This window comes from Bacillus sp. ISO11, assembly GCF_003458115.1.
Taxonomy (GTDB): Bacteria; Bacillota; Bacilli; order Bacillales; family Bacillaceae_G; genus Bacillus_A; species Bacillus_A cereus.
In genome coordinates this window covers 301,408-323,357 of sequence record NZ_QXCO01000001.1, presented here as the reverse complement: position 1 = coordinate 323,357, position 21,950 = coordinate 301,408, and the positions used below count along the sequence as shown (strand labels likewise).

Here is a 21,950-nt window from a genome sequence, read left to right as displayed (position 1 = left end):
ATAGTATTAGGAGGTTATATATGATAAGTCAGTTGAAAAGAGAAGCACTTGATGCATTAAAAGGAAGATGGGGATTAGCGGTAGGGGCAACCTTATTAATTGGAATCCTTATTGGAGCTGTTGAAATGCTAACAACAGGTATTTTCTCGATATTTTGGGGTTGGGAAGAAGCAAGTGATTCACTTACAGTAAGTATTATAGTAATGCTTGTTATTGGTCCATTAACAATAGGTGCCTATTATCTTGTTTTAAATGCAATTCGTGGGACTGATGCTCGCATTGGTCATATATTTAGATGGTTTAGCGATGGAAGTAAGTTGATGAAGTCGTTTTTAACATATTTACTAATGTATGTATACTTGACTCTATGGACATTACTTCTTATTATTCCAGGTATTATTAAATCATTTTCTTATTCTATGACATATTTTATTTTGAATGATCATCCAGAATATACAGCGAATCAAGCGATTACTGAGAGTCGTCATATGATGAATGGACATAAAATGGATTACTTTTTACTATGCTTAAGTTTCTTAGGTTGGTTCATTTTAAGTATTCTTACTATAGGAATCGGTTTCTTATGGTTAGCACCTTATTTCTACGCGACATCAGCCGCATTTTATGAAGAGATTTCAAAAGAATATTATAAAAAAGAAGGCACTACTTTCTAATAAAACATATAAACTATCTACCCTAAAGAATGTAGGGAGCAGATAGCAGATGGTTTAGGTGTTTTGATATTTGTCCTATTTTCGGGATTCACTTCAGGATAAGGTATAGATTTTTATATAGAAATGCTACCCTCTATGTTTTATCATAGAGGGTTATTTTTTTATGTAAAAATGATAGGAAATAATGAATAATATATGTAAAGAAAAAAGCGAGGTGAATGAGAGTGAGCAAATTTTTAATACCGTATTCATTTTCTATATTAAGTTTCTTTATTTCAGCAACAGCACTTGATTTATATGATAGGATGGGAAACGATAGTGAGCTGGTTTCGCCGAACATAATTGGAAAGATAATTCAATCTACTGCGCAAATGGGAGTCCTTACATTGTATTTCGGAGTACCTATTATTTTAGGTGGCTGTCTACTTGGTGAGCTATTGTTTAGAGGTATCATTTTACGATTTAAACTAAGCTATATTATATCTTTATTATTATATCTATTTTTAGCTTTTAGTATTGTTTTCGTAACGGTAGGCATTCCAACTACATATGAAGATTCTAATACATTTTTCATGGGGATAACTATGATTTGTGCTGTTACATTCTTTGTGAGTCGGAATATATGGGAAAACAAGTTAATAATGGAGTGACAAAATGAAATACACCTGTCCATGTTACGGATATAAAGTTTCACTTTATTGGATCAGTTAGAAAACCGACTAGTGAAGATGTGAAGGATGCTAGTTGGCAGCGAATTTGTTAAGTAGAATGTTATTACTCAATTCAATGGGAGTAATAACATTTTTTATTTAGTACTGAAAGAATTACTGCTGTTTTAAAGTAATAAGAAGGAATAAATCGGTAAATTTTATTAATGGATATATTTTCAATAAATACAAAAGTATAGATGTATAGTCAGCTTTGTGTATTTAATGTTATCATATTGAATGATATGGAAATTTTTAATAGAATAAGTAACTAAAAATTCAAAGGTAATGAAGCTTTTGTTGTATAAAGAAAATACTTAGTAGTAATCAACAATATTAAAAATAAGATTCGTATTTATATAAATTTAGTAGAAATGGGGTTTTAAAAAGGAATGAGTATAAGCATAACGCGGCAAAAGATTTTGGCGGCCGCTTCTCAAATTGTACAATGTAAAGGGGTTGCTAAATTAACCTTGGAAGCAGTGGCAAAAGAGGCGGGTTTAAGCAAAGGTGGATTATTGTATCACTTTTCAAATAAAGAAGCTTTAATAGAAGGTATGATAGTCCGAGGGGTAGAGGATTATGAAGGGGCCATTTACAATAAAGTAGCGGAAGACTCAGAGAGGAAAGGGAGATGGGTTCGCTCTTTTGTAGAGGAAAGATTAAGTAATGAGAGAAGAACAGAAGAGTTGTCTAGCAGTATGATGGCAGTACTCATGTTAAAACCTGAATTACTTGAGCCATTACAACAATCATTTCAGCAACTGCAAAAGAATATAGAGAATGATGAGATAGATTCAGTTTGTGCAACAATTATTAGATTAGCAGCAGATGGATTATGGTATTCGGAATATTTAGGGGTTGGAAGACTAAGCCCCGAGTTAAGAGAAAAAGTAATTCAAGCTCTTATTAGTAATTCATATAAATAGAATATGCGAACTATATAATTTTAAAATAATTCACCATTGCTTCTTTAATGTAGTGGTGAATTATTTTTTTTTATTAGAAAAATAGAACAATTTTATAGAGTATTGAATTATAACCGTCCAGACGGTATAGTAATATTTGGTTTAAGAGGAAAATGAAACAAAAAAAGAATAAAAGATATTTTTAGCACACTATTCGAAAGGATAGGCCGCAAAGCTTAGAGTCTACGGTAATACATATTGGTTACTAAGATCGTCTGGTTGCACATTTTTGATGCAACCGGACGATCTTTTTTTGTTATATAAATATAAAAATTTAGGAGGGAACTATGCAAATGAAAAGTACTAAAAGACATATTTCAATGGTTTCATTAGTTTTTCTAGTATTATTTTCAGTGCTGAATGTGTGGGCTCCAGTTATTCAAGCTGCTGTGATGAAAAGTCCAGTGGACGAAATTAATATTTCCCGTACTGATGGCACGACATCTGAACCATATCAAGCCTCAGATGGTATGAAAGTAGAAGTGAAGTGGTCAGCTAAAGAAAAAATAAAAAGTGGAGATCAATTCACAATTGATATGCCAAAAGAGTTTCGAAAAGACCTTATGAATATGAGTTTTCCTTTAAAAGATGCTGAAGGAAAAACAGTTGGTACATGTGAGATGAAAAAGGGTCTATTAACGTGTACTATGGGTGATTACGTAGAAGGAAAGAACAACATTAAAGGTTCTTTATTCGTAGAATTCTACTTTGGTCTAGAAGCATATGATGGTGTTAAAGAAATTCCATTAGAATTTAACGTTGATGGTCAAATCGTAAATAAAGAAGTAAATGTAAGTAATACGACAGAGAGACCGAAGCCACAACCCAATACGGAAAATCTATTGAAATGGGGTTCTTATAATCAAGAAGATCCGTCTATTGCTGATTGGCTTGTATATGTAAATGCAACTGGAACAGAAATGCAAGATCTTAAATTAACAGATACATTAGGACCTGGGCATGAGTTAATTACAGACAGCGTATTATTAGAAGAGGCTGTATTTGAAGATGGTTATGCACCAACAAATATTAAGCCAGCAAATTTATCTAACATTAAAATAAATGCAACAAAGACTGGATTTACAATTGAATTTCCAGACAGTTCAAAAGGCTATATTTTAAGATATAAAACAAAGGTTACAAATCCTGCTGCAAAACCTCATAAAAATACTGTGAAATTAGAAGGTAAAAATATTAAAACTGAAGAAAAAGTAGGACAAGTATTTGTGAGTGGTGGGGGAGGATCCGGTTCAGGTGACGATAATCCACCTAGCATTGAAAAAAATATAGTTGATGAGAATGGCAAGCTTGTAGAGAATGAGCAGCTAACACAAATGAATCAAGTTATTCAATATCAAGTTGGTACACATATACCAAACGATCCTCCTAAATACACATCAATGGTAATTAGTGATGATTTAGAAGATGTTTTAGAAGTATTAGAGGCAAAAGTGTATGATCAAAATGGCCAAGATATTACTTCTAAAGGAACGTTAAATATAGATAAACAAAGAAGTGAAGTAACATTTACGTTTGGTGAGAATTTTGATTATAAGTCGTATGAAGACCAGATAATTAATCTTAGTATCAAGGCGAAAATTAAAAATAATGCAGACTTATCTTCTTACGTAGATAAGAAGATTCCTAATAAAGCAGAATTACATTTTGATGATAAAACATTAACATCAAAAGAAGTAACTATTACACCGCCTGAAGCTCCAAAAGATGGTACAGTATCGCTTCATAAAATAGATTCTGAGAATCCGAACAAAGGGTTAAAAGGTGCCGAATTTGAAGTTCGAAATAGTGCAAATGAAGTTGTTGCAAAACTGACAACGGACGAAAAAGGTTTTTCAGTACCTCAAACTTTAGCTCCGGGGACGTATAAAGTTTATGAAACAGTAGCACCAGAAGGATATCAAAAATTAACAAGCCCAGTAGAGGTTACACTTCAAGCTGGAGAAACAAAAACAATTGAAATTAAAAATACTGTGCAAAAGGGTCAAATTGAAATAAAGAAAATTGATTCGGAAAATGGTGAAAAACCATTAGCAAATGCAGAGTTTGATATAGTAAAAGACGGTGTAGTAGTCGAACATATTGTTACAGATAAAGATGGTAAGGCAACCTCTAAACCGTTAGCACTAGGAAAATATATTTTAAAAGAAACGAAAGCACCTGAAGGATACCAATTAAAAGAAACAGAGTTCGAAGTAAATGTAACAGGGGACGGCATATTCCCAATACAAGTGGAAAATGCAATGGTTGACAAAGGTAATATAGAAATCACAAAAGTGGACAAAGAAAACGGGGCAGTATTAGCAGGTGTCGAATTTGAAGTCCAAGATGAGAAAGATGGAGTAGTAAGAAAAGTAGTAACAGATAAAGATGGAAAAGCAAACGTTTCAGATCTATCAGTAGGAAAGTACAAATTAGTAGAGACGAAAAGCTTACCAGATTATAAAAAGCTAACAGAACCAGTGCCATTTGAAATTACAAAAGGTATGACAAAAGCTTTAGCAATAAAAGTAGAAAATGAGCAGTTAGACAAAGGCTCAGTAGAAATTACAAAAATAGATAAAGATAGCCAAAAAGTATTAGAAGGCGTAGTCTTCGAAGTGCAAGATGAGCAAGGCAAAGTAGTAACAGAAGTAAAAACAGATAAAGATGGTAAAGCAAAAATCTCTGATTTATCAGTAGGGAAGTACAAATTAGTAGAGACGAAAAGTTTACCTGGCTACAAAAAGCTAACAGAACCAGTATCATTCGAAATTACAAAAGGTATGACAACAGTCCTATCATTGAAAGTAGAAAATGAACAGTTAGATAAAGGTTCAGTAGAAATTACAAAAGTAGATAAAGACAACAAAAAAGCATTAAAAGGCGTAGTCTTTGAAGTGCAAGATGAAGCTGGAACAGTAGTAAAGGAAGTAAAAACAGATAAAGATGGTAAAGCAAAAATCTCAGATCTATCAGTAGGAAAGTACAAATTAGTAGAGAAAGAAAGTTTACCAGGCTATAAGAAACTAACAGATCCAGTATCATTTGAAATCAAAAAAGGCATGACCGAAGTTCTATCATTAAAAATAGAAAATGAAATGGTAGATACGGGAAATATAGAGATAACAAAGATAGATAAAGATAATAAAGCACCGTTAGCGGGAGTAACATTCATCGTCCAAGATGAAAAGGGTAATGAAGTTACAAAAGTAACGACAGATAAAGATGGAAAAGCAAATGTTTCAGATTTACTTGTAGGAAAGTATGAATTAGTAGAGGTAGAAAGTTTACCTGGTTATAAAAAATTAGAAAAACCAATATCATTTGAAATCAAAAAAGGCATGACCGAAGTCCTATCATTAAAAGTAGAAAATGAAATGGTGGATACAGGGAATGTCGAGATAACAAAAATAGATAAAGATAGTAAAGCACCATTAGAAAATGTTGTATTTGAAGTACGTGATTTAAAAGGAAAAGTAGTTGCGAAAGTAACAACGGATAAAGAAGGAAAAGCAAACGTTTCAGATTTATCTATCGGGAAGTATGAGTTGGTAGAAGTAGAAACACCGGCAGGATACAAACCACTAGAAAAGCCAATTTCATTTGAAATTGAAAAGGGTAGAGTAACAGCGCTAAAGCTAACAGTAGAAAATGAATTAGTGGATACAGGAAATGTAGAAATTACAAAAGTAGATAAAGAAAATAAAGATGCTTTAGCTGATGCAGTCTTTGAAATTCAAGATGAAGCAGGGCAAGTAGTCGCTAAAATAACGACAGATAAAAAAGGACAAGTACAAGTTACTAATTTATCAGTCGGCACATACAAGTTAGTAGAAGTAAAAGCACCAAAAGGATATAAACAATTAGTAGATCCGATTACTTTCCAAATTGAAAAAGGCATGACAAAATCTCTTGCTTTAACAGTAGAAAACGAAATGTTAGACAAGGGAAATGTAGAAATCACAAAAGTAGATAAAGAGAGTCAAAAAGTATTAGAAGGCGTAGTCTTCGAAGTACAAGACGAACAAGGAAAAGTAGTAACAGAAGTAACGACAGATAAAGAAGGAAAAGCAAAAATCTCAGACTTATCTGTAGGAAAGTACAAATTAGTAGAGAAAGAAAGCTTACCAGGTTACAAACAATTAACAGAGCCAGTATCATTCGAAATCAAAAAAGGTATGACAAAAGTTTTATCATTGAAAGTAGAGAACGAACTGTTAGATAAAGGTTCAGTAGAGATTACAAAAGTAGACAAAGAAAGTGGCGCAGTATTAGCGGGCGTAACATTCGAAGTGCAAGATGAAAAAGATAAAGTAGTAACAAAAGTAACGACAGATAAAGAAGGAAAAGCAAAGATTGCTGATTTATCAGTAGGAAAATATAAGCTAGTAGAAGTAGAGAGCTTACCGGGATATAAAAAACTAGCGAAACCAGTATCGTTTGAAATTACAAAAGGTATGACAGAAGTTTTATCAATAAAAGTGGAGAATGAACTAGTAGATAAAGGTTCAGTAGAAATTACGAAAGTAGACAAAGAAAGTGGCGCAGTATTAGCGGGCGTAACATTCGAAGTGCAAGATGAAAAAGATAAAGTAGTAACAAAAGTAACGACAGATAAAAATGGTAAAGCAAAAATCTCAGACTTATCTGTAGGAAAGTACAAATTAGTAGAGAAAGAAAGCTTACCAGGTTACAAAAAACTAACAGAGCCAGTATCATTCGAAATCAAAAAAGGTATGACAGAAGTCTTATCATTAAAAGTAGAGAATGAACAGTTAGACAAAGGCTCAGTAGAGATTACAAAAGTAGATAAAGATAGTCAAAAAGCATTAGAAGGCGTAGTCTTCGAAGTACAAGACGAACAAGGAAAAGTAGTAACGGAAGTAAAGACAGATAAAAATGGTAAAGCAAAAATCTCAGACTTATCTGTAGGAAAGTACAAATTAGTAGAGAAAGAAAGCTTACCAGGCTACAAACAATTAACAGAACCAGTATCATTCGAAATCAAAAAAGGTATGACAGAAGTTCTATCATTAAAAATAGAAAATGAAATGGTAGATACGGGAAATGTAGAAATTACAAAAATAGATAAAGATAATAAGGCACCGTTAGCAGGTGTAGTCTTTGAAGTTCAAGACGACAAAGGCAAGGTAGTAACGAAAGTAACGACAGATAAAGGTGGAAAAGCAACAGTTGCAGATTTATCAGTAGGAAAGTACAAGTTAGTAGAAGTAGAGAGTTTACCAGGCTACAAAAAATTAGAAAAGCCTGTACCATTTGAAATTACAAAAGGTATGACAAAATCTTTAGCGTTCACTGTAGAAAATGAAATGGTAGATACGGGGAATGTAGAAATCACAAAAATAGATAAAGACAGTAAAGCACCATTAGAAAATGTTGTATTTGAAGTACGTGACTCAAAAGGCAAAGTAGTTGCGAAAGTAACAACGGATAAAGAAGGAAAAGCAGACGTTTCAGATTTATCTATTGGAAAGTATGAGTTAGTAGAAGTAGAAACACCAGCAGGCTACAAACCACTAGAAAAGCCAGTTTCATTCGAAATTACAAAAGGTATGACGAAAGTCTTATCATTGCAAGTAGAGAATGAACAGTTAGACAAAGGTTCAGTGGAGATTACAAAAATGGCCGCTGAAAGCAAGGAAGTCTTATCAGGAGCTGTGTTTGAGGTTCATGATGAAAAGGGAAAAGTAGTAGTGAAAGTAACAACAGATAAAGATGGAAAGGCAAAAATCACAGATCTATCTGTAGGTAACTACACACTAGTAGAAGTAGAAGCACCAAAAGGATATGAAAAATTAACTAATCCAATTCCATTTGAAATTACAAATGGAATGATAAATGCAGTTCAATTAGAAGTATTAAACAAATTGAATCATTTAGCGCCACCAGGCCCAGAAACACCAGATCCAGAAAAACCTGGAACACCAGATCCAGAAAAGCCTGGAACACCGAATCCGGAGAAACCTGGAACACCAGATCCAGAAAAACCTGGAACACCAGATCCAGAAAAGCCTGGAACACCGAATCCGGAGAAACCTGGAACACCGAATCCAGAAAAGCCTGGAACACCAAATCCAGAAAAGCCTGGAACACCGAATCCAGAAAAAACTGGGACACCAGATCCAGAAAAGCCTGGGACACCGAATCCAGAGAAACCTGAAAAAGAATTACCGAAGACAGGGCAGAAAATGCCTGTGGAACCATATATGGGAGCACTTCTTGTAATGATGAGTTTTGGATTACTCATATTAGGTAGAAAACAGCAGAGATAATAAAGGTGAAAAGGTATCCTCAAAGTATTTGAGGATACCTTTTTTAGCATAAAAAAAAGCATCTAGCAAAAGTACTAGATGCAAATAAAAACACAAGGGAAGACAAAGTTCTTCCCTTTTCCCGTATGTAATTATATCAAAAAATTTATAAAAAACTAGCTATATTTAAAATATAATTTTTAAAAAAGTTATATACATAAATAATTGCAATACGCGCAGTTTTATCTTTCTGAAAAATCTATTTCCTTATTTTTGAATATTAAGACTAATGTTGATAAATCTTCAGATAATTAGAAAAAATAACCAAAAGGATATATAATATTGCTTAATAAATAATTTTAATGAATTACGTATATTTCATTTGGTGTATTAATTGAATATCATAATTTTTAATTTTATTAAGCAAGAATCTCGGTTACTTATTGCATTTCTAACATAGGGTGAGATAGAAAAATACAATAGTGTGGAGGTTTTTATAATGACGTTTGTTCTTAGTAAAATGAGTGGCTTTAGCATAGAAGAAAAGGTACATGAATTTGAATCTAAAGGATTCCTTGAAATCTCAAATGAAATCTTTTTACAAGAGGAAGAGAATCATCGTTTATTAACACAAGCACAGTTAGATTATTATAATTTGGAAGATGATGCATACGGTGAATGCCGTGCTAGATCTTATTCAAGGTATATAAAGTATGTTGATTCACCAGATTATATTTTAGATAATAGTAATGATTACTTCCAATCTAAAGAATATAACTATGACGATGGCGGGAAAGTTAGACAGTTCAATAGCATAAATGATAGCTTTTTATGTAATCCTTTAATTCAAAATATCGTGCGCTTCGATACTGAATTTGCATTTAAAACAAATATAATAGATACAAGTAAAGACTTAATTATAGGTTTACATCAAGTAAGATATAAAGCTACTAAAGAAAGACCATCTTTTAGTTCACCTATTTGGTTACATAAAGATGATGAACCAGTAGTGTTTTTACACCTTATGAATTTAAGTAATACAGCTATTGGTGGAGATAATTTAATAGCTAATTCTCCTCGGGAAATTAATCAGTTTATAAGTTTGAAGGAGCCTTTAGAAACTTTAGTATTTGGACAAAAGGTCTTCCATGCCGTAACGCCACTTGGAACAGAATGTAGTACGGAGGCTTTTCGTGATATTTTATTAGTAACATTTTCTTATAAGGAGACAAAATGAGAGAGAATAAAATAATTATGATTTCTGGAGCCAATAGCGGTATAGGTCATGCTTGTATAAAATACTTTTTAGAAAAATCATTTCATGTAATAGCGCTTGATATTAATAATAATAATTTAATAGATTATATGAAAACAGATATGCCTTTGAAAGTAGTGCAAATTGATTTAAGTAATAGTGAAGCGATTCATAATCTTTTTACTCAATTAGATTTAGAAAAGCTTTCTCCTGATATATTAATAAATGCAGCTGGTATTCGAGAGATAACACCTGTTTTACATTTATCCGATGATATGTTTAAAAAAGTAATTGATGTAAATTTAGTAGCCCCATTTATCCTTTCTAGGGAAGTAGCTAAGCGATGGTGTGAATCGAAAATAAAAGGTTGTATTGTGAATATAGCATCGGTTTCTGGATTAATGGCTGAACCAGAGCGAGCTGCTTATGTTGCATCAAAGCATGCTTTAATCGGATTGACTAAACAGATGGCTATGGAATTTGGGAAGCAAAATATAAGGGTGAATAGCATTTCTCCCGGTGTTATTAGAACTGAACTTACAGAAGAATACTTTAGTAATACAGCCTTGATGTCTATGATAAAAAGTAATCAATCTTTAGATACTTGGGGGGTGCCGCAGGATATTGTTTCATGTATTGAGTACTTGATTTCTGATCAGGCCCGCTTTATTACTGGTTCTAATTTTGTAATTGATGGTGGTTGGACTGCTGGGAAAAATTTATAATTGAGTGTTTTTGAGGAAAAGCACCTGTCCTTTTTTAGGCTGGTGTTTTTCTCACTATAAACCGAGTTTTTATTGGAGGGGGATTAATTTGCTTCAAAAAAGTTTTAAGCAAGAGAAAACGGTACCGGCTTTAAAGATGATAGCATCAATGGTTATCTTTGGATCAGTTGGATTTTTTTCAGTTCAAACAAACTTACCTTCGTTTGAATTAGTGTTTGTAAGGTGTATTTTTGCGACAATATTTTTAAGTGTATGCTGGTTGCTTACAGGGCAATATAAACAAGATAAATGGGAACGAAAAGAAGTTATTCAAGTTTTAATATGTGGCTTTTTCTTAGTATTTAATTGGGTTTTCTTATTTAAAGCCTTTGAAAATATGTCAGTTACAATTGCTATCTCGGTTTATCATCTTGCACCAGTAATTGTACTGTTAATTGGAAGTATCGTCTTTAAAGAAAAATTAACATTCATATCTATCATTTCAATAGTTGTGTGTTTTGCAGGAGCTTTATTAATTGCTGGTATCGATGGAAGTTTCTCTGTCGGTTCATTAATGTCTTCAGGTATGATATGGGGATTTCTTGCAGCTCTCTTTTATGCATTTACAACTTTATTTGGTAAAGGGATTAACAAAATGAGTGCGTATGCAATGACATTTTTACAAACATTCTTGGGGATATTTCTTTTAATACCATTTATAGATTTAGATGCTTTTAGTGGCCTCACTCAAAGTAATTGGACATATATTATAGCTACTGGTTTTATTCACACAGGGATAGTATATTATCTGTTTTTTGATAGTTTACGCTATTTATCTACAAAAACAATCTCAATATTAGTTTTTTTGGATCCGGCAGTGGCAATATTATTAGATACTGTACTTACTGGATTCCGTCCAACTTTAATGCAAATAACAGGAATTCTTTTTATTTTTATTGGTATGACTTTAACATTAAAAAAATCTAAAGATAAAAAACTAAGCCAAAAAGAAAAACGAATTGAAAGCGATACTAGTATATCTCAACAATAATGAAATATATTGTGTATAAAACGATAAACCTTGCATGAATCATGTAAGGTTTATTTTAGTTCAATATAATTCATATTTATAATATATAATTTTCAAAACTGAGGTATGTTTTTCTTTAATATGCTTTTGATTCAAATGTTATTATTTGACTATAAATTTACAAAAATGTATATGAAATCTTATTTTTTGATAATATATAAGTAATAAATTCATAGAATTGGAGTGATGAGGTGCAGCCGTTAGAAAGAGAGATTCATTTTAATATGCTGAAAGTGTGGCGAATTCACGCTTTAATTGGGGCGGCAGTTATACTAACAGTCGTAATTGCGTACTTCTTTTTTATGATTAACTTTAACTGGTGGGGCTGGTTGTTTGGACTATTAGTAACAGGAGCTATTACATTTATTCCACTTGATTATTTTGTGTTTCCAAATTTGCGTCAGCGCTATTATAGTTACAGATTAAATGAAGAAGAGATTGAGATTCAAAAGGGAATGTTCGTTGTAAAACGCGTACTTATTCCGATGATCCGTGTGCAGCACGTAACGATTGAGCAAGGGCCGATCATGAGAAAGTATAATTTAGCAGAATTACACATTTCAACAGCCGCAACTTCTCATAGTATTCCAGGTTTAACGAAAGAAGAAGCAGAACAGCTAAAAAGACAAATTGGAGAACTTGCGAAAGTGAGTGATAAGGATGTATAAGAGGCAACATCCGATTACGATATTGTTAGGTATTAGAGTTGCGAGTTTGTTGCCACTTATTATTCTTGTTTTATTTAAACCTGATGAACAAGTGGAACCTTGGTATTTATTTTATCTTTTCCTTCTGGTTGTTTTATTCATCATGGCTATTTTTTCAGCAATTAAATGGTATTTTAAAGTGTACTGGATTGAGAATAATATTTTACATATAAAGCACGGTGTTTTTGTAAAGAAGGAAAGTTATTTAAATAAAGAACGTGTGCAAAATGTTAGTACGTCTTCTAATGTCATTTATCAGATGCTTGGGCTTATGAAGTTAAATATAGAAGTAGCGGGTGGTGGTAGTGAACCAGAAGTGATGTTGGCTGGTATTAAAGAAGACGAGGCAAAACATTTAATCTCTTTATTACATAAGAAAGAAACTACTGTAAAAGAAGAAATAGAAGAGGAAGAAAGCAAGACGGTTTATCAGTTAACAGCGAAAGAGGTTTTAGCAGCAGCGATTACATCTGGTCGGTTCGGACTAGTGTTTTCTGGACTGGTACTTCTTTACACAAAGTTTGATTTTGTTCTTCCTGAAGGATTCACAAGTAAAGTAGAAGCGTATGTGATGGGAAACGGTGTTTATAAACTAATTGTAATAGCATTAATTTTAATGGCAATTTCATGGATTATTTCCACGGCTGGATATGTGTTGAAATATGCAAACTTTAAAATTGAGCGAAAAGGGGAAGAAATTCGTATCGTTCAAGGGTTATTTGAAAAGAAAGAGTTTGTCTTAAAATTGCACCGAATTCAAGCGATTACTGTAAAAGAATGTATGCTTCGCCAGCCATTTGGTTATTGCGCTGTTGAAGTGGAAGCAATTCACAGTATTGGAGCAGCAAGTAATGAAGTGATGCTGCATCCTTTTATGAAGAAAAAAGATGTACAGCACCTGCTCACATATTTAGAGTTACCTTATGAAATTGAAGCGGAGATCGCTCACTTACCAAAAACAGCGTTGCGTCGTTATTTCATTATGGGCTGGTTAATAAGTATCATACTCACAGTTCTAATTGCTAGCGTAAGTATATATTTAAAACAATATATTGCATTGTTTGTTATTTTACCGTTATTTATCGTGTTTTCGTTACTTGCGTATGCTAGATATAAAAGTGGCGGTTATGAATTAAGAGAAAATCAACTAACGGTTGTATATCGTAATTTTTCGAAATATACAGGAATAATGCGAAGAAGACATGTTCAAGCAGTAGGTTATAATCAATCGTATTTTCAAAGAAAGGATGAATTATGTACAACTCTTGTAGCGGTAGCTGGGCGGGGTTATGAAGTAAAGCATATGAGAAAAAAAGATTCACTTCGTATATATAATTGGTACAAAGAAAAAGGAAACACCGGTGTGTAATGGTGTTTCCTTTTTGTGTCATGATTTGTCGATAAGTCGATATATTCGAAGAATCGCTGATATAATTCGAGTTGCGCCGATATATTCAGAAAAACGCTGATATAATTCGAGTTGCGCCGATATATTCGAAAAATCGCCGATATAATTTCACATACCGCGGTTTCCGAACTCCAAACTCAAAAAAATTAAACTAACACATCAAAAGTAGTCACAAAAGAAGGGCGAGAGAAAATACTCTTTTGCTGTTCCGCATGTGGATGCGCTTGAGCCTGAGGTTTTCCTTCTACTTGCGTGGGACGTTTTTTATGAGCGTTTTCGAATGAACGTGATTCTGTCCAGTCTTTAAAGTTTTGCTCTGTTTCCCACATCGTTAAGATGACATATGTATCGTTACTTAATGGGCGTAGAACGCGGATCGCTTGGAATCCTGGTTCGTTTTCGATAAGGCCTGCGCGGTTTTTAAAGCGGTTTTCAAATACAGGGCGACCTTCGTCTGTTACAGAAATGTTGTTACAAACGATATAGCCAGGTTGTCCTTTAAATTCACCGACAGCATCTAGTACGTCATACTGAAGTGAACCTTCTACTGATTCTTCTGTATTTTCTTTATAAAACATATCTTTTTCATTATTTTTTGCAGTGAAATGTGCTTGTTCTAGAGGTGTTTCGTATGAAATAATAGCCTTCATTTTAATGCCCCCTTACTAGTTTGTTTCTATTATATCAACTCTCTTAAAAAACTTCGAAGATTATATACATAAAGATACTTCTTTTTCAAATAATAAATGTACCATCATTTGGAAAGAAGGACGATGTATGAAGAAAGTAAAGTGGACTTTATTAGGCGGCGTCGCAACGTTCGTAGTAGCGATTGTACTCTATAAACTTATCGTGTTAGCTGGTGGCTATATGATGGATGAAAAGCAGCTCGTTTTCCACTCTTCATCACGTATCGTTGACCAGAAAGGGAAAGAAATTACGAAATTATACGTAGAAAATAGAGACCTTGTACCGATCGAGCAAATTCCGAAGTATGTGCAGCAGGCGTTTGTTGCGGTGGAAGATTCTCGTTTTTATGAGCATCAAGGGATTGATTATCCGTCTATATTCCGTGCTCTTTATAAAGATACGTTAGCTAGAGAGAAGGTAGAGGGCGGTAGTACCATTACGCAGCAACTCGCTAAAAACGTCTTTTTAACTCGTGAAAAAACATTTACGCGCAAATTGAAGGAAGTCGCAATTTCTCTTCAATTAGAGCAAAAATATACGAAGCAACAAATTCTTGAAATGTATATGAATCATATTTATTTTGGTCATGGGGCTTACGGTATTCAAGCGGCAGCAAAGTTGTATTTTAATAAAAATGTTGAGGATTTAACAGTAGAGGAAGGGGCAATGCTTGCAGGCCTTCCGAAGTCACCAAACGGATATTCACCGTACTATTCTGCAGAGAAGAGTAAGGAACGCCGCGATCTAGTATTGTCACTTATGCATAAACAAGGCTATTTGACTGCAGAAGAAAGCGTTCGTTATCAAGGGAAGACGATTGCTCTATATAAAAATTTAGATGAGAATGAGCTTGCATATATGCCGTATATTGATATGGTCATAGATGAAGCCGCTCGTTTATACGGGTTGTCTCATCAAGAAGTACTTCGCGGAGGATATACGTTTGTCGTACCTATGGATGAAAAGATTCAAAAGGTAGCATATAACCAGTTTCAAGATGCAAGGAATTTTCCTGGGAAAGAAGAAGGGGCGCAAGGTGCTTTCTTATTAATGGATAATCGTACGGGAGGGATTAAAGCGGCGATTGGGGGAAGAAAGTACGTCCCGAGAGGATTTAATCGTGTTTTTGCCAAAAGGCAGCCCGGATCTGTTTTAAAACCACTTATCGTTTATGCACCAGCACTAGAAACGAAAAAATATAATCCGTATTCTTTATTAACGAATGAAAGAAATTCTTTTGAAGGGTATGAACCTCGAAATTATAATCATGAGTATTCAAAAGAAATGACGATGTATGATGCGATTTTAGAGTCGGCAAACGTACCGGCAGTTTCTTTATTAAATGAGTTAGGGGTAGAAGAAGGAAAGCAATATTTAGAAAAAGGAAATGTCCATATTGCAGATGCTGGTTTAAGTACAGCGCTTGGGGGACTAAAAAATGGCGTTTCAACATTTGATCTTGTAAAAATGTATCGTTCATTTTTAGCAAATGGAAATATTATTGAGCCGCACGTTATTGATAAAGTATTAAATAGACACGGTGCAGTCATTGGGGAATCTCCAAAAGTAGAGACGAAAATCTTCTCGAAGCAGACAGCATGGTATATGACGAAAATGTTAGAAGGAGTTGTGAAGGAAGGAACAGCGAGAGCTGGTGTATATAACGGTGCGTTAGCTGGAAAAACGGGTACAACTTCATTGCCAAATGACGATAAGGGAGCAAGAGATATGTGGTTCGTCGGCTATACACCTAACTTAGTAGGCGCTGTTTGGATTGGTTATGACCGTACGGATAAGGAGCATCAGTTGCAAGGAGAAAGTGCATCTGCGACAAAATTGTTTAAGAAAATTTTAACGAAGGCTAATGTAGAACATAAAGAGAAGTTTATGAAGCCTGAAGGTGTGGAAACAATCGGCGCTCCGATTCGACTGCGCAAAATTGAAGATGTAAAAATGAAACTATCATTTAGCCCTTTCGGTTTATTTAAAGCAAAATTAAGTTGGACGCCACTTCCAGATAACAGAATTATGTACCGAATCTATAGAGTGGAGAACGGAATTCATACACATGTTAGCACTGTAAATGGTGCTGGGGAATATGAGGAAAAGTTCGTTAACATATTTTCAAAACCGAGCTTTTACGTTGTACCATATAATACACAAACGAATCGTGAAGGAGAAAAGTCAAAAGTAGCTAAACCATAGTTTTTCTCTGTGTTATAATAAGAATGTTGTGAAAATAGTAAGCGTTTTTAAGAATGTTTGTGTCAATTTAATGAACAACGTACATAATATTATGCATTTTGTTTTTACAAGCTGTATAGTAAAAAAAGATAAATATCGAACGTATTCGAAGCATTGGTAAGGAAGGGAGCAAGGGTCTTGGTAAGAACTATAAATGAGACATTTTTAAAAGCATGTAGGGGGGAACGTACCGATTATGTACCAGCATGGTATATGCGTCAAGCAGGTCGTTCACAGCCGGAATATAGAAAGATTAAAGAAAAGTATTCTTTATTTGAAATTACACATAATCCAGAGTTATGTGCTTACGTTACAAAATTGCCGGTTGATCAATATAACGTAGACGCAGCAATTCTTTATAAAGATATTATGTCACCACTACCTGCAATTGGTGTGGATGTAGAAATTAAATCAGGTATTGGCCCAGTTATTGATAATCCAATCCGTTCTTTACAAGACGTAGAAAAACTAGGGGAAATCAATCCAGAAGATGACGTACCGTACATACTAGATACAATTCGTTTATTAACGACAGAAATGTTAGACGTACCGTTAATCGGTTTTTCAGGAGCTCCATTTACATTAGCGAGCTATATGATTGAAGGCGGTCCATCTCGTAACTACCATAATACGAAAGCGTTCATGTATGCAGAGCCAAAAGCTTGGTTCGCTTTAATGGATAAACTAGCAGATATGGTTATTACATATTTAAAAGCGCAAATAAACGCAGGAGCAAAAGCAGTTCAAATTTTCGATTCTTGGGTTGGAACAGTAAATGTAGCAGATTATCGCGTATTTATTAAACCAGCAATGGAGCGTATTTTTGCAGAAGTTCGTAAGATGGGTGTACCGATGATTATGCACGGCGTAGGAGCTGCACACTTAGTGAATGAGTGGCACGACTTACCGCTTGATGTAGTCGGCTTAGACTGGCGCTTACCGATTGAAGAAGCACGTGCACGTGGCGTTCATAAGGCGGTACAAGGTAATATGGACCCTTCATTCTTACTTGCACCATGGTCTGTTATTGAAGAACATGTAAAAGGTATTTTAGATCAAGGGATGAAACAGCCGGGTTATATCTTTAACTTAGGTCACGGTGTATTCCCAGAAGTAAATCCGGATACATTAAAACGTTTAACTACATTTATTCATGAATACTCTAAAGGGCAGTTAGCGAAGTAAAGGAGAATTGCTGTATGAAAAAGAAAATTGGTTTGCTTGTAATGGCATACGGAACGCCATATAAAGAAGAAGATATTGAACGTTACTATACACATATTCGTAGAGGAAGAAAGCCAAGTCCTGAAATGCTGGAAGATTTAACAGAGCGTTACCGTGCAATTGGTGGTATTTCTCCTTTAGCTACTATTACATTAGAGCAAGCTAAGAAGTTAGAACAGCGTTTAAATGAAGTACAAGATGAAGTAGAGTACCATATGTATCTTGGTTTAAAACATATTGAACCGTTTATTGAAGATGCGGTGAAAGATATGCATAACGACGGAATACAAGATGCAATCGCACTTGTTCTTGCACCTCACTATTCTACGTTTAGCGTGAAATCATACGTTGGACGAGCACAAGAAGAAGCTGAGAAACTTGGAAACTTAACAATTCACGGCATTGATAGCTGGTATAAAGAGCCGAAATTCATCCAGTACTGGGTTGATGCAGTGAAAGGTATATATAACGGTATGTCAGATGCAGAGCGTGAAAAAGCAGTATTAATCGTATCTGCACATAGCTTACCAGAGAAAATTATTGCAATGGGCGATCCATATCCAGATCAATTAAATGAAACAGCGGATTATATCGCGCGCGGAGCTGAAGTAGCAAACTATGCAGTAGGCTGGCAAAGTGCAGGAAACACACCAGATCCTTGGATTGGTCCAGATGTACAAGATTTAACGAGAGAACTAAATGAAAAGCACGGTTATACTTCATTCGTATATGCACCAGTTGGATTTGTTGCGGAACATTTAGAAGTTTTATATGACAACGACTTTGAGTGTAAAGTTGTAACGGATGAAATTGGTGCGAAATATTATCGTCCAGAAATGCCAAATGCATCGGACGCATTTATTGATTGTTTAACAGATGTTGTATTAAAGAAAAAAGAATCTGTACTGTAAGAAGAAAGGGGGAGCCTGCTTGAGGAAAAAAGTTGTGATCGTCGGCGGAGGTATTACTGGATTAACAGCAATGTATAACTTACAAAAAAATATTCATGAAAAAAACTTGCCGATTGATACATTACTTATAGAAGCATCGGGTAAACTTGGCGGAAAAATTCAAACCGTTCGAAAAGATGGGTTTACAATTGAGCGCGGACCGGATTCTTTCTTAGCACGAAAAGAAAGTGCAGCTAGATTAGTGAAAGAATTGGGTCTCGGCGATGAACTTGTAAATAATCAAGCTGGTCAATCATTTATCCTCGTAAACAATCGGTTACATAAAATGCCGACTGGATCAATGATGGGAATTCCAACGCAAATTACGCCGTTTCTATTTTCCAGGCTGTTCTCCCCAATTGGTAAACTAAGAGCTGGTTTTGATCTATTAATGCCGAGGTCAAAGCCAGTATCTGACCAATCACTCGGACAATTTTTCAGACATCGTCTTGGAAACGAAGTGGTTGAAAACTTAATAGAACCGTTACTATCGGGTATTTATGCAGGGGATATTGATCAAATGAGCTTAATGTCAACATTCCCGCAAATGTATCAGATTGAGCAGGAACATCGCAGTATTTCACTCGGTATGCGTACGCTCGCTCCGAAAGAAGAGAAAGCTGAACCGAAAAAGGGAATGTTCCAAACAGTGAAAACAGGTTTAGAATCTATCGTAAAATCTCTCGAAGTAAAGATGCATGAAGGTACGATAATAAAGGGAACTCGCATTGAAAAAGTTGCAAAACAGGGTGATGGTTATACAATTACTCTTAGTAACGGAAAAGAAATAGAAGCGGACGCCATCGTAGTGGCAACTTCGCATAAAGTATTGCCGTCCATGTTTGCTCAGTACAAGCAGTTTCGTTTCTTCCGTAATATTCCAGCCACATCCGTTGCGAATGTGGCACTTGCTTTCCAAAAGTCTGCAATCCAGCGTGATATTAATGGTACAGGATTTGTCGTATCACGAAATAGCGATTACACCATTACAGCATGTACGTGGACGCATAAAAAATGGCCGCATACAACGCCAGAAGGAAAAACACTCCTTCGTTGCTACGTCGGGCGTGCTGGTGATGAAGCGGTTGTAGAACAAACTGAAGAAGAACTCGTTCAGCTCGTACTAGAAGATTTACGAAAGACGATGGACATTACAGAGGATCCAGAGTTTACAATCGTAAGTCGCTGGAAAGAAGCGATGCCTCAATATACAGTAGGCCATAACGAGCGAATGAAACAGCTCACAACATTTATGGAGAAAGAGTTGCCAGGTATATACTTGGCAGGTAGCTCCTATGCTGGCGCTGGACTTCCAGACTGTATTAATCAAGGTGAGGAAGCTGCAAAGCGTGTATTATCTCATTTGGAGAAAGTAATAGATGCTGAATTAATCGCACAATAAATTATAATAAACGAAACGCCTTCAATCATATTGAAGGCGTTTCGTTTATTATATAAAATACTTATTCGCCAATAAACATATATAAGTTATTTGGCTTTATAACAGCATCTCCTGCATAAATAACCCACTCTGTTAAGTTATCAAAATCTAAATGATAACTATTTCCTTCACTCATATCTTCTATGAAATATGGTTCATTAATGAGTATTCCTTGAATGAAATCTTCCGTAATGTTTTGCATTTCAAACCACATATGTTCACTTTTTCCTTCTTCGTAGGAGACACCAAACTTAGCAAGGAAACGAAAATCTTCATTTGATTGTTCAATGTGAAAAATGTTGCTGAAATACCCAAAAGTATTTTTCGCATTGTAAGCCATACGATCGGTTTCACTATTTGTTTTATAGAACATGAGCCCTGTAGCTTCCTCGTGTTCTTTGAAAAAACTTTCAATATATTCTTCTGAAGTATTAAATTTGAATAAGAGAACAGATGGAGATTGATGGTATTCATCTCGGGCATCCATTCCGCCTAAGAATGTATTTTGTGCATCTATTGGTTGTAGTTTCACTTCCTCATCTTCGATTGAAGATAATTGGTCCATACTCGTTTTATGCCCTATATAAGATAATCCTTTTTCCCACGGAACAGCGACTGTATGTATAGAACCTTGCTGACTATGCGCGATAACGATAGGCTCATTCATAGGGACTTGTCCATTCTCAACGGCATTATTAGCAAATGTTTGAAAGAGATCGCTAATGCCGTAGTAGGAAGAAATGCGATTTGGAATAATTAACTCTATTTCAGTTACGCCTGCTCTTAAAAGACCATGTGTATGAAACCAATATTGCGTAGGCTCACCGTCTTTATCGTCTTCATAAACGGAATGAATAACGTATAAGTCAGGAATGTCAGGTAATAATTCATTTTCAACGTGATATTCAATATAGCTTCTAGATATCACTTTCATTGCTGCACTTGAATCGATTACAAATAACAAATCTGGGGCGAGATTCCATAAGAACTGTAACTGCTGGAAAAAGCAGTCAAGTACATCGCCTACAAATAGCGTACGAGTGAAAATTTCAGTGCCGAAAGCTGCATCTTCAAAATTACGATCTACGATTGTAGCATCTTGTCTATTGTACATTTTATATCCTTCTGGATCGTTCGGTTCATCAATATGCAGTTCATACGGTATGACTGTTTCACCCATATGTAATTCAACAATAAGGCTTGTCTCATCACTATAAACAATTTTTAAATCATCAACTTTAGTAGCGATCGTTTCTAGTCGCTGTTTTAACTGCTCAATTGTAATTCTAGTTGGTATAACGGCAATCATATCTGAAAAATGACGTTCTAATGTTCCATTCATAGCTGCGCGGTATGTTTCTGTTTGCACTTCCATCCAATCACTCCTATTCAAATGAATCCATTTTACATGCCAATTAAATGTCGATATTTTCTGTTTTCTCTCTCTAACATTATAGAGTGTATTTGTAGAAGGTGTAAAATTATTATTTTGTATTATAGTTTGAAAGCTTGTAAATTAAATAAATCTTTTGTAAAATTTGTCGAAATATAGTTCTATATAACGAATCATTTGTTATGATAGAAATGCTGAGAAAATATGAAATAGAGAGAGGAAA

15 protein-coding genes and 1 riboswitch are annotated in these 21,950 nt (G+C 34.7%); of the genes, 13 read left to right on the top strand and 2 right to left on the bottom strand.

The annotated features are described in order from the left end of the window. The first annotated feature begins 20 nt into the window (after positions 1-20). The 9 genes from D1166_RS01680 to D1166_RS01640 all read left to right on the top strand — a co-directional run bounded on the left by D1166_RS01680 (position 21) and on the right by D1166_RS01640 (position 13,746). The gene (locus D1166_RS01680) at positions 21-674 is read left to right on the top strand and encodes a DUF975 family protein (RefSeq protein ID WP_000625399.1); all 654 of its coding nucleotides are present in this window, start codon (positions 21-23) and stop codon (positions 672-674) included. A gap of 224 nt (positions 675-898) precedes the next feature. Continuing rightward, on the top strand, positions 899-1,324 hold the full coding sequence (locus D1166_RS01675; protein ID WP_002098741.1) for a hypothetical protein: 426 nt from the start codon (positions 899-901) through the stop codon (positions 1,322-1,324). 449 nt (positions 1,325-1,773) lie between these two features. Continuing rightward, a complete protein-coding gene (locus D1166_RS01670; protein WP_097856623.1) occupies positions 1,774-2,310 on the top strand; it encodes a TetR/AcrR family transcriptional regulator in 537 nt (178 codons plus the stop codon). Between the two features lie 173 nt (positions 2,311-2,483). Further along, positions 2,484-2,576: riboswitch (cyclic di-GMP riboswitch) on the top strand. A 60-nt stretch (positions 2,577-2,636) separates the two neighbouring features. After that, entirely contained in the window at positions 2,637-8,642 is a 6,006-nt protein-coding gene (locus D1166_RS01665; protein ID WP_098318481.1) for a SpaA isopeptide-forming pilin-related protein, read from the top strand. A gap of 478 nt (positions 8,643-9,120) precedes the next feature. Further along, on the top strand, positions 9,121-9,858 hold the full coding sequence (locus D1166_RS01660) for a 2OG-Fe dioxygenase family protein (protein ID WP_000144819.1): 738 nt from the start codon (positions 9,121-9,123) through the stop codon (positions 9,856-9,858). After that, positions 9,855-10,601 carry an SDR family NAD(P)-dependent oxidoreductase gene (locus D1166_RS01655; protein ID WP_001208942.1) on the top strand — a complete coding sequence of 249 codons (747 nt, stop codon included), beginning with the start codon at positions 9,855-9,857 and terminating at the stop codon, positions 10,599-10,601. Before D1166_RS01660 ends, D1166_RS01655 begins: the two co-directional genes overlap by 4 nt. Before the next feature lie 88 nt (positions 10,602-10,689). Further along, positions 10,690-11,631 (top strand): DMT family transporter, encoded by a 942-nt coding sequence (locus D1166_RS01650; RefSeq protein WP_097855552.1) that lies wholly within the window; start codon positions 10,690-10,692, stop codon positions 11,629-11,631. 230 nt (positions 11,632-11,861) lie between these two features. Further along, entirely contained in the window at positions 11,862-12,338 is a 477-nt protein-coding gene (locus D1166_RS01645; protein WP_001182698.1) for a PH domain-containing protein, read from the top strand. Further along, positions 12,331-13,746 carry a PH domain-containing protein gene (locus tag D1166_RS01640; RefSeq protein ID WP_000278150.1) on the top strand — a complete coding sequence of 472 codons (1,416 nt, stop codon included), beginning with the start codon at positions 12,331-12,333 and terminating at the stop codon, positions 13,744-13,746. The genes D1166_RS01645 and D1166_RS01640 overlap by 8 nt, the downstream gene beginning before the upstream one ends. A gap of 185 nt (positions 13,747-13,931) precedes the next feature. Here D1166_RS01640 and hmoB read toward each other — a convergent pair whose 3' ends face one another. Beyond that, entirely contained in the window at positions 13,932-14,435 is a 504-nt protein-coding gene (gene hmoB / locus D1166_RS01635) for a heme-degrading monooxygenase HmoB (RefSeq protein WP_097855553.1), read from the bottom strand. Positions 14,436-14,562: 127 nt separating this feature from the next. Here hmoB and D1166_RS01630 point away from each other — a divergent pair, with 127 nt between their 5' ends. The 4 genes from D1166_RS01630 (at position 14,563) to hemY (ending at position 20,295) form a co-directional block, all read left to right on the top strand. Further along, the gene (locus D1166_RS01630; protein ID WP_000756294.1) at positions 14,563-16,680 is read left to right on the top strand and encodes a transglycosylase domain-containing protein; all 2,118 of its coding nucleotides are present in this window, start codon (positions 14,563-14,565) and stop codon (positions 16,678-16,680) included. 177 nt (positions 16,681-16,857) lie between these two features. Next, entirely contained in the window at positions 16,858-17,904 is a 1,047-nt protein-coding gene (hemE, locus tag D1166_RS01625) for a uroporphyrinogen decarboxylase (RefSeq protein ID WP_000252605.1), read from the top strand. A 14-nt stretch (positions 17,905-17,918) separates the two neighbouring features. Further along, on the top strand, positions 17,919-18,854 hold the full coding sequence (hemH, locus tag D1166_RS01620; protein ID WP_000726800.1) for a ferrochelatase: 936 nt from the start codon (positions 17,919-17,921) through the stop codon (positions 18,852-18,854). Between the two features lie 19 nt (positions 18,855-18,873). Continuing rightward, a complete protein-coding gene (hemY, locus tag D1166_RS01615) occupies positions 18,874-20,295 on the top strand; it encodes a protoporphyrinogen oxidase (RefSeq protein ID WP_097855554.1) in 1,422 nt (473 codons plus the stop codon). Between the two features lie 61 nt (positions 20,296-20,356). Here hemY and D1166_RS01610 read toward each other — a convergent pair whose 3' ends face one another. Further along, positions 20,357-21,709, bottom strand: coding sequence for a DUF4026 domain-containing protein (locus D1166_RS01610; RefSeq protein WP_000453718.1), 1,353 nt, complete (start codon positions 21,707-21,709; stop codon positions 20,357-20,359). Between the last annotated feature and the right edge of the window lie 241 nt (positions 21,710-21,950).

Coding starts and splice junctions, on each gene's coding strand:
- D1166_RS01680 (WP_000625399.1), top strand. CDS start 21: ATGATAAGTCAGTTGAAAAGAGAAGCACTTGATGCATTAAAAGGAAGA.
- D1166_RS01670 (WP_097856623.1), top strand. CDS start 1,774: ATGAGTATAAGCATAACGCGGCAAAAGATTTTGGCGGCCGCTTCTCAA.
- D1166_RS01665 (WP_098318481.1), top strand. CDS start 2,637: ATGCAAATGAAAAGTACTAAAAGACATATTTCAATGGTTTCATTAGTT.
- D1166_RS01660 (WP_000144819.1), top strand. CDS start 9,121: ATGACGTTTGTTCTTAGTAAAATGAGTGGCTTTAGCATAGAAGAAAAG.
- D1166_RS01655 (WP_001208942.1), top strand. CDS start 9,855: ATGAGAGAGAATAAAATAATTATGATTTCTGGAGCCAATAGCGGTATA.
- D1166_RS01640 (WP_000278150.1), top strand. CDS start 12,331: ATGTATAAGAGGCAACATCCGATTACGATATTGTTAGGTATTAGAGTT.
- hmoB (WP_097855553.1), bottom strand. CDS start 14,435: ATGAAGGCTATTATTTCATACGAAACACCTCTAGAACAAGCACATTTC.
- D1166_RS01630 (WP_000756294.1), top strand. CDS start 14,563: ATGAAGAAAGTAAAGTGGACTTTATTAGGCGGCGTCGCAACGTTCGTA.
- hemH (WP_000726800.1), top strand. CDS start 17,919: ATGAAAAAGAAAATTGGTTTGCTTGTAATGGCATACGGAACGCCATAT.
- D1166_RS01610 (WP_000453718.1), bottom strand. CDS start 21,709: ATGGAAGTGCAAACAGAAACATACCGCGCAGCTATGAATGGAACATTA.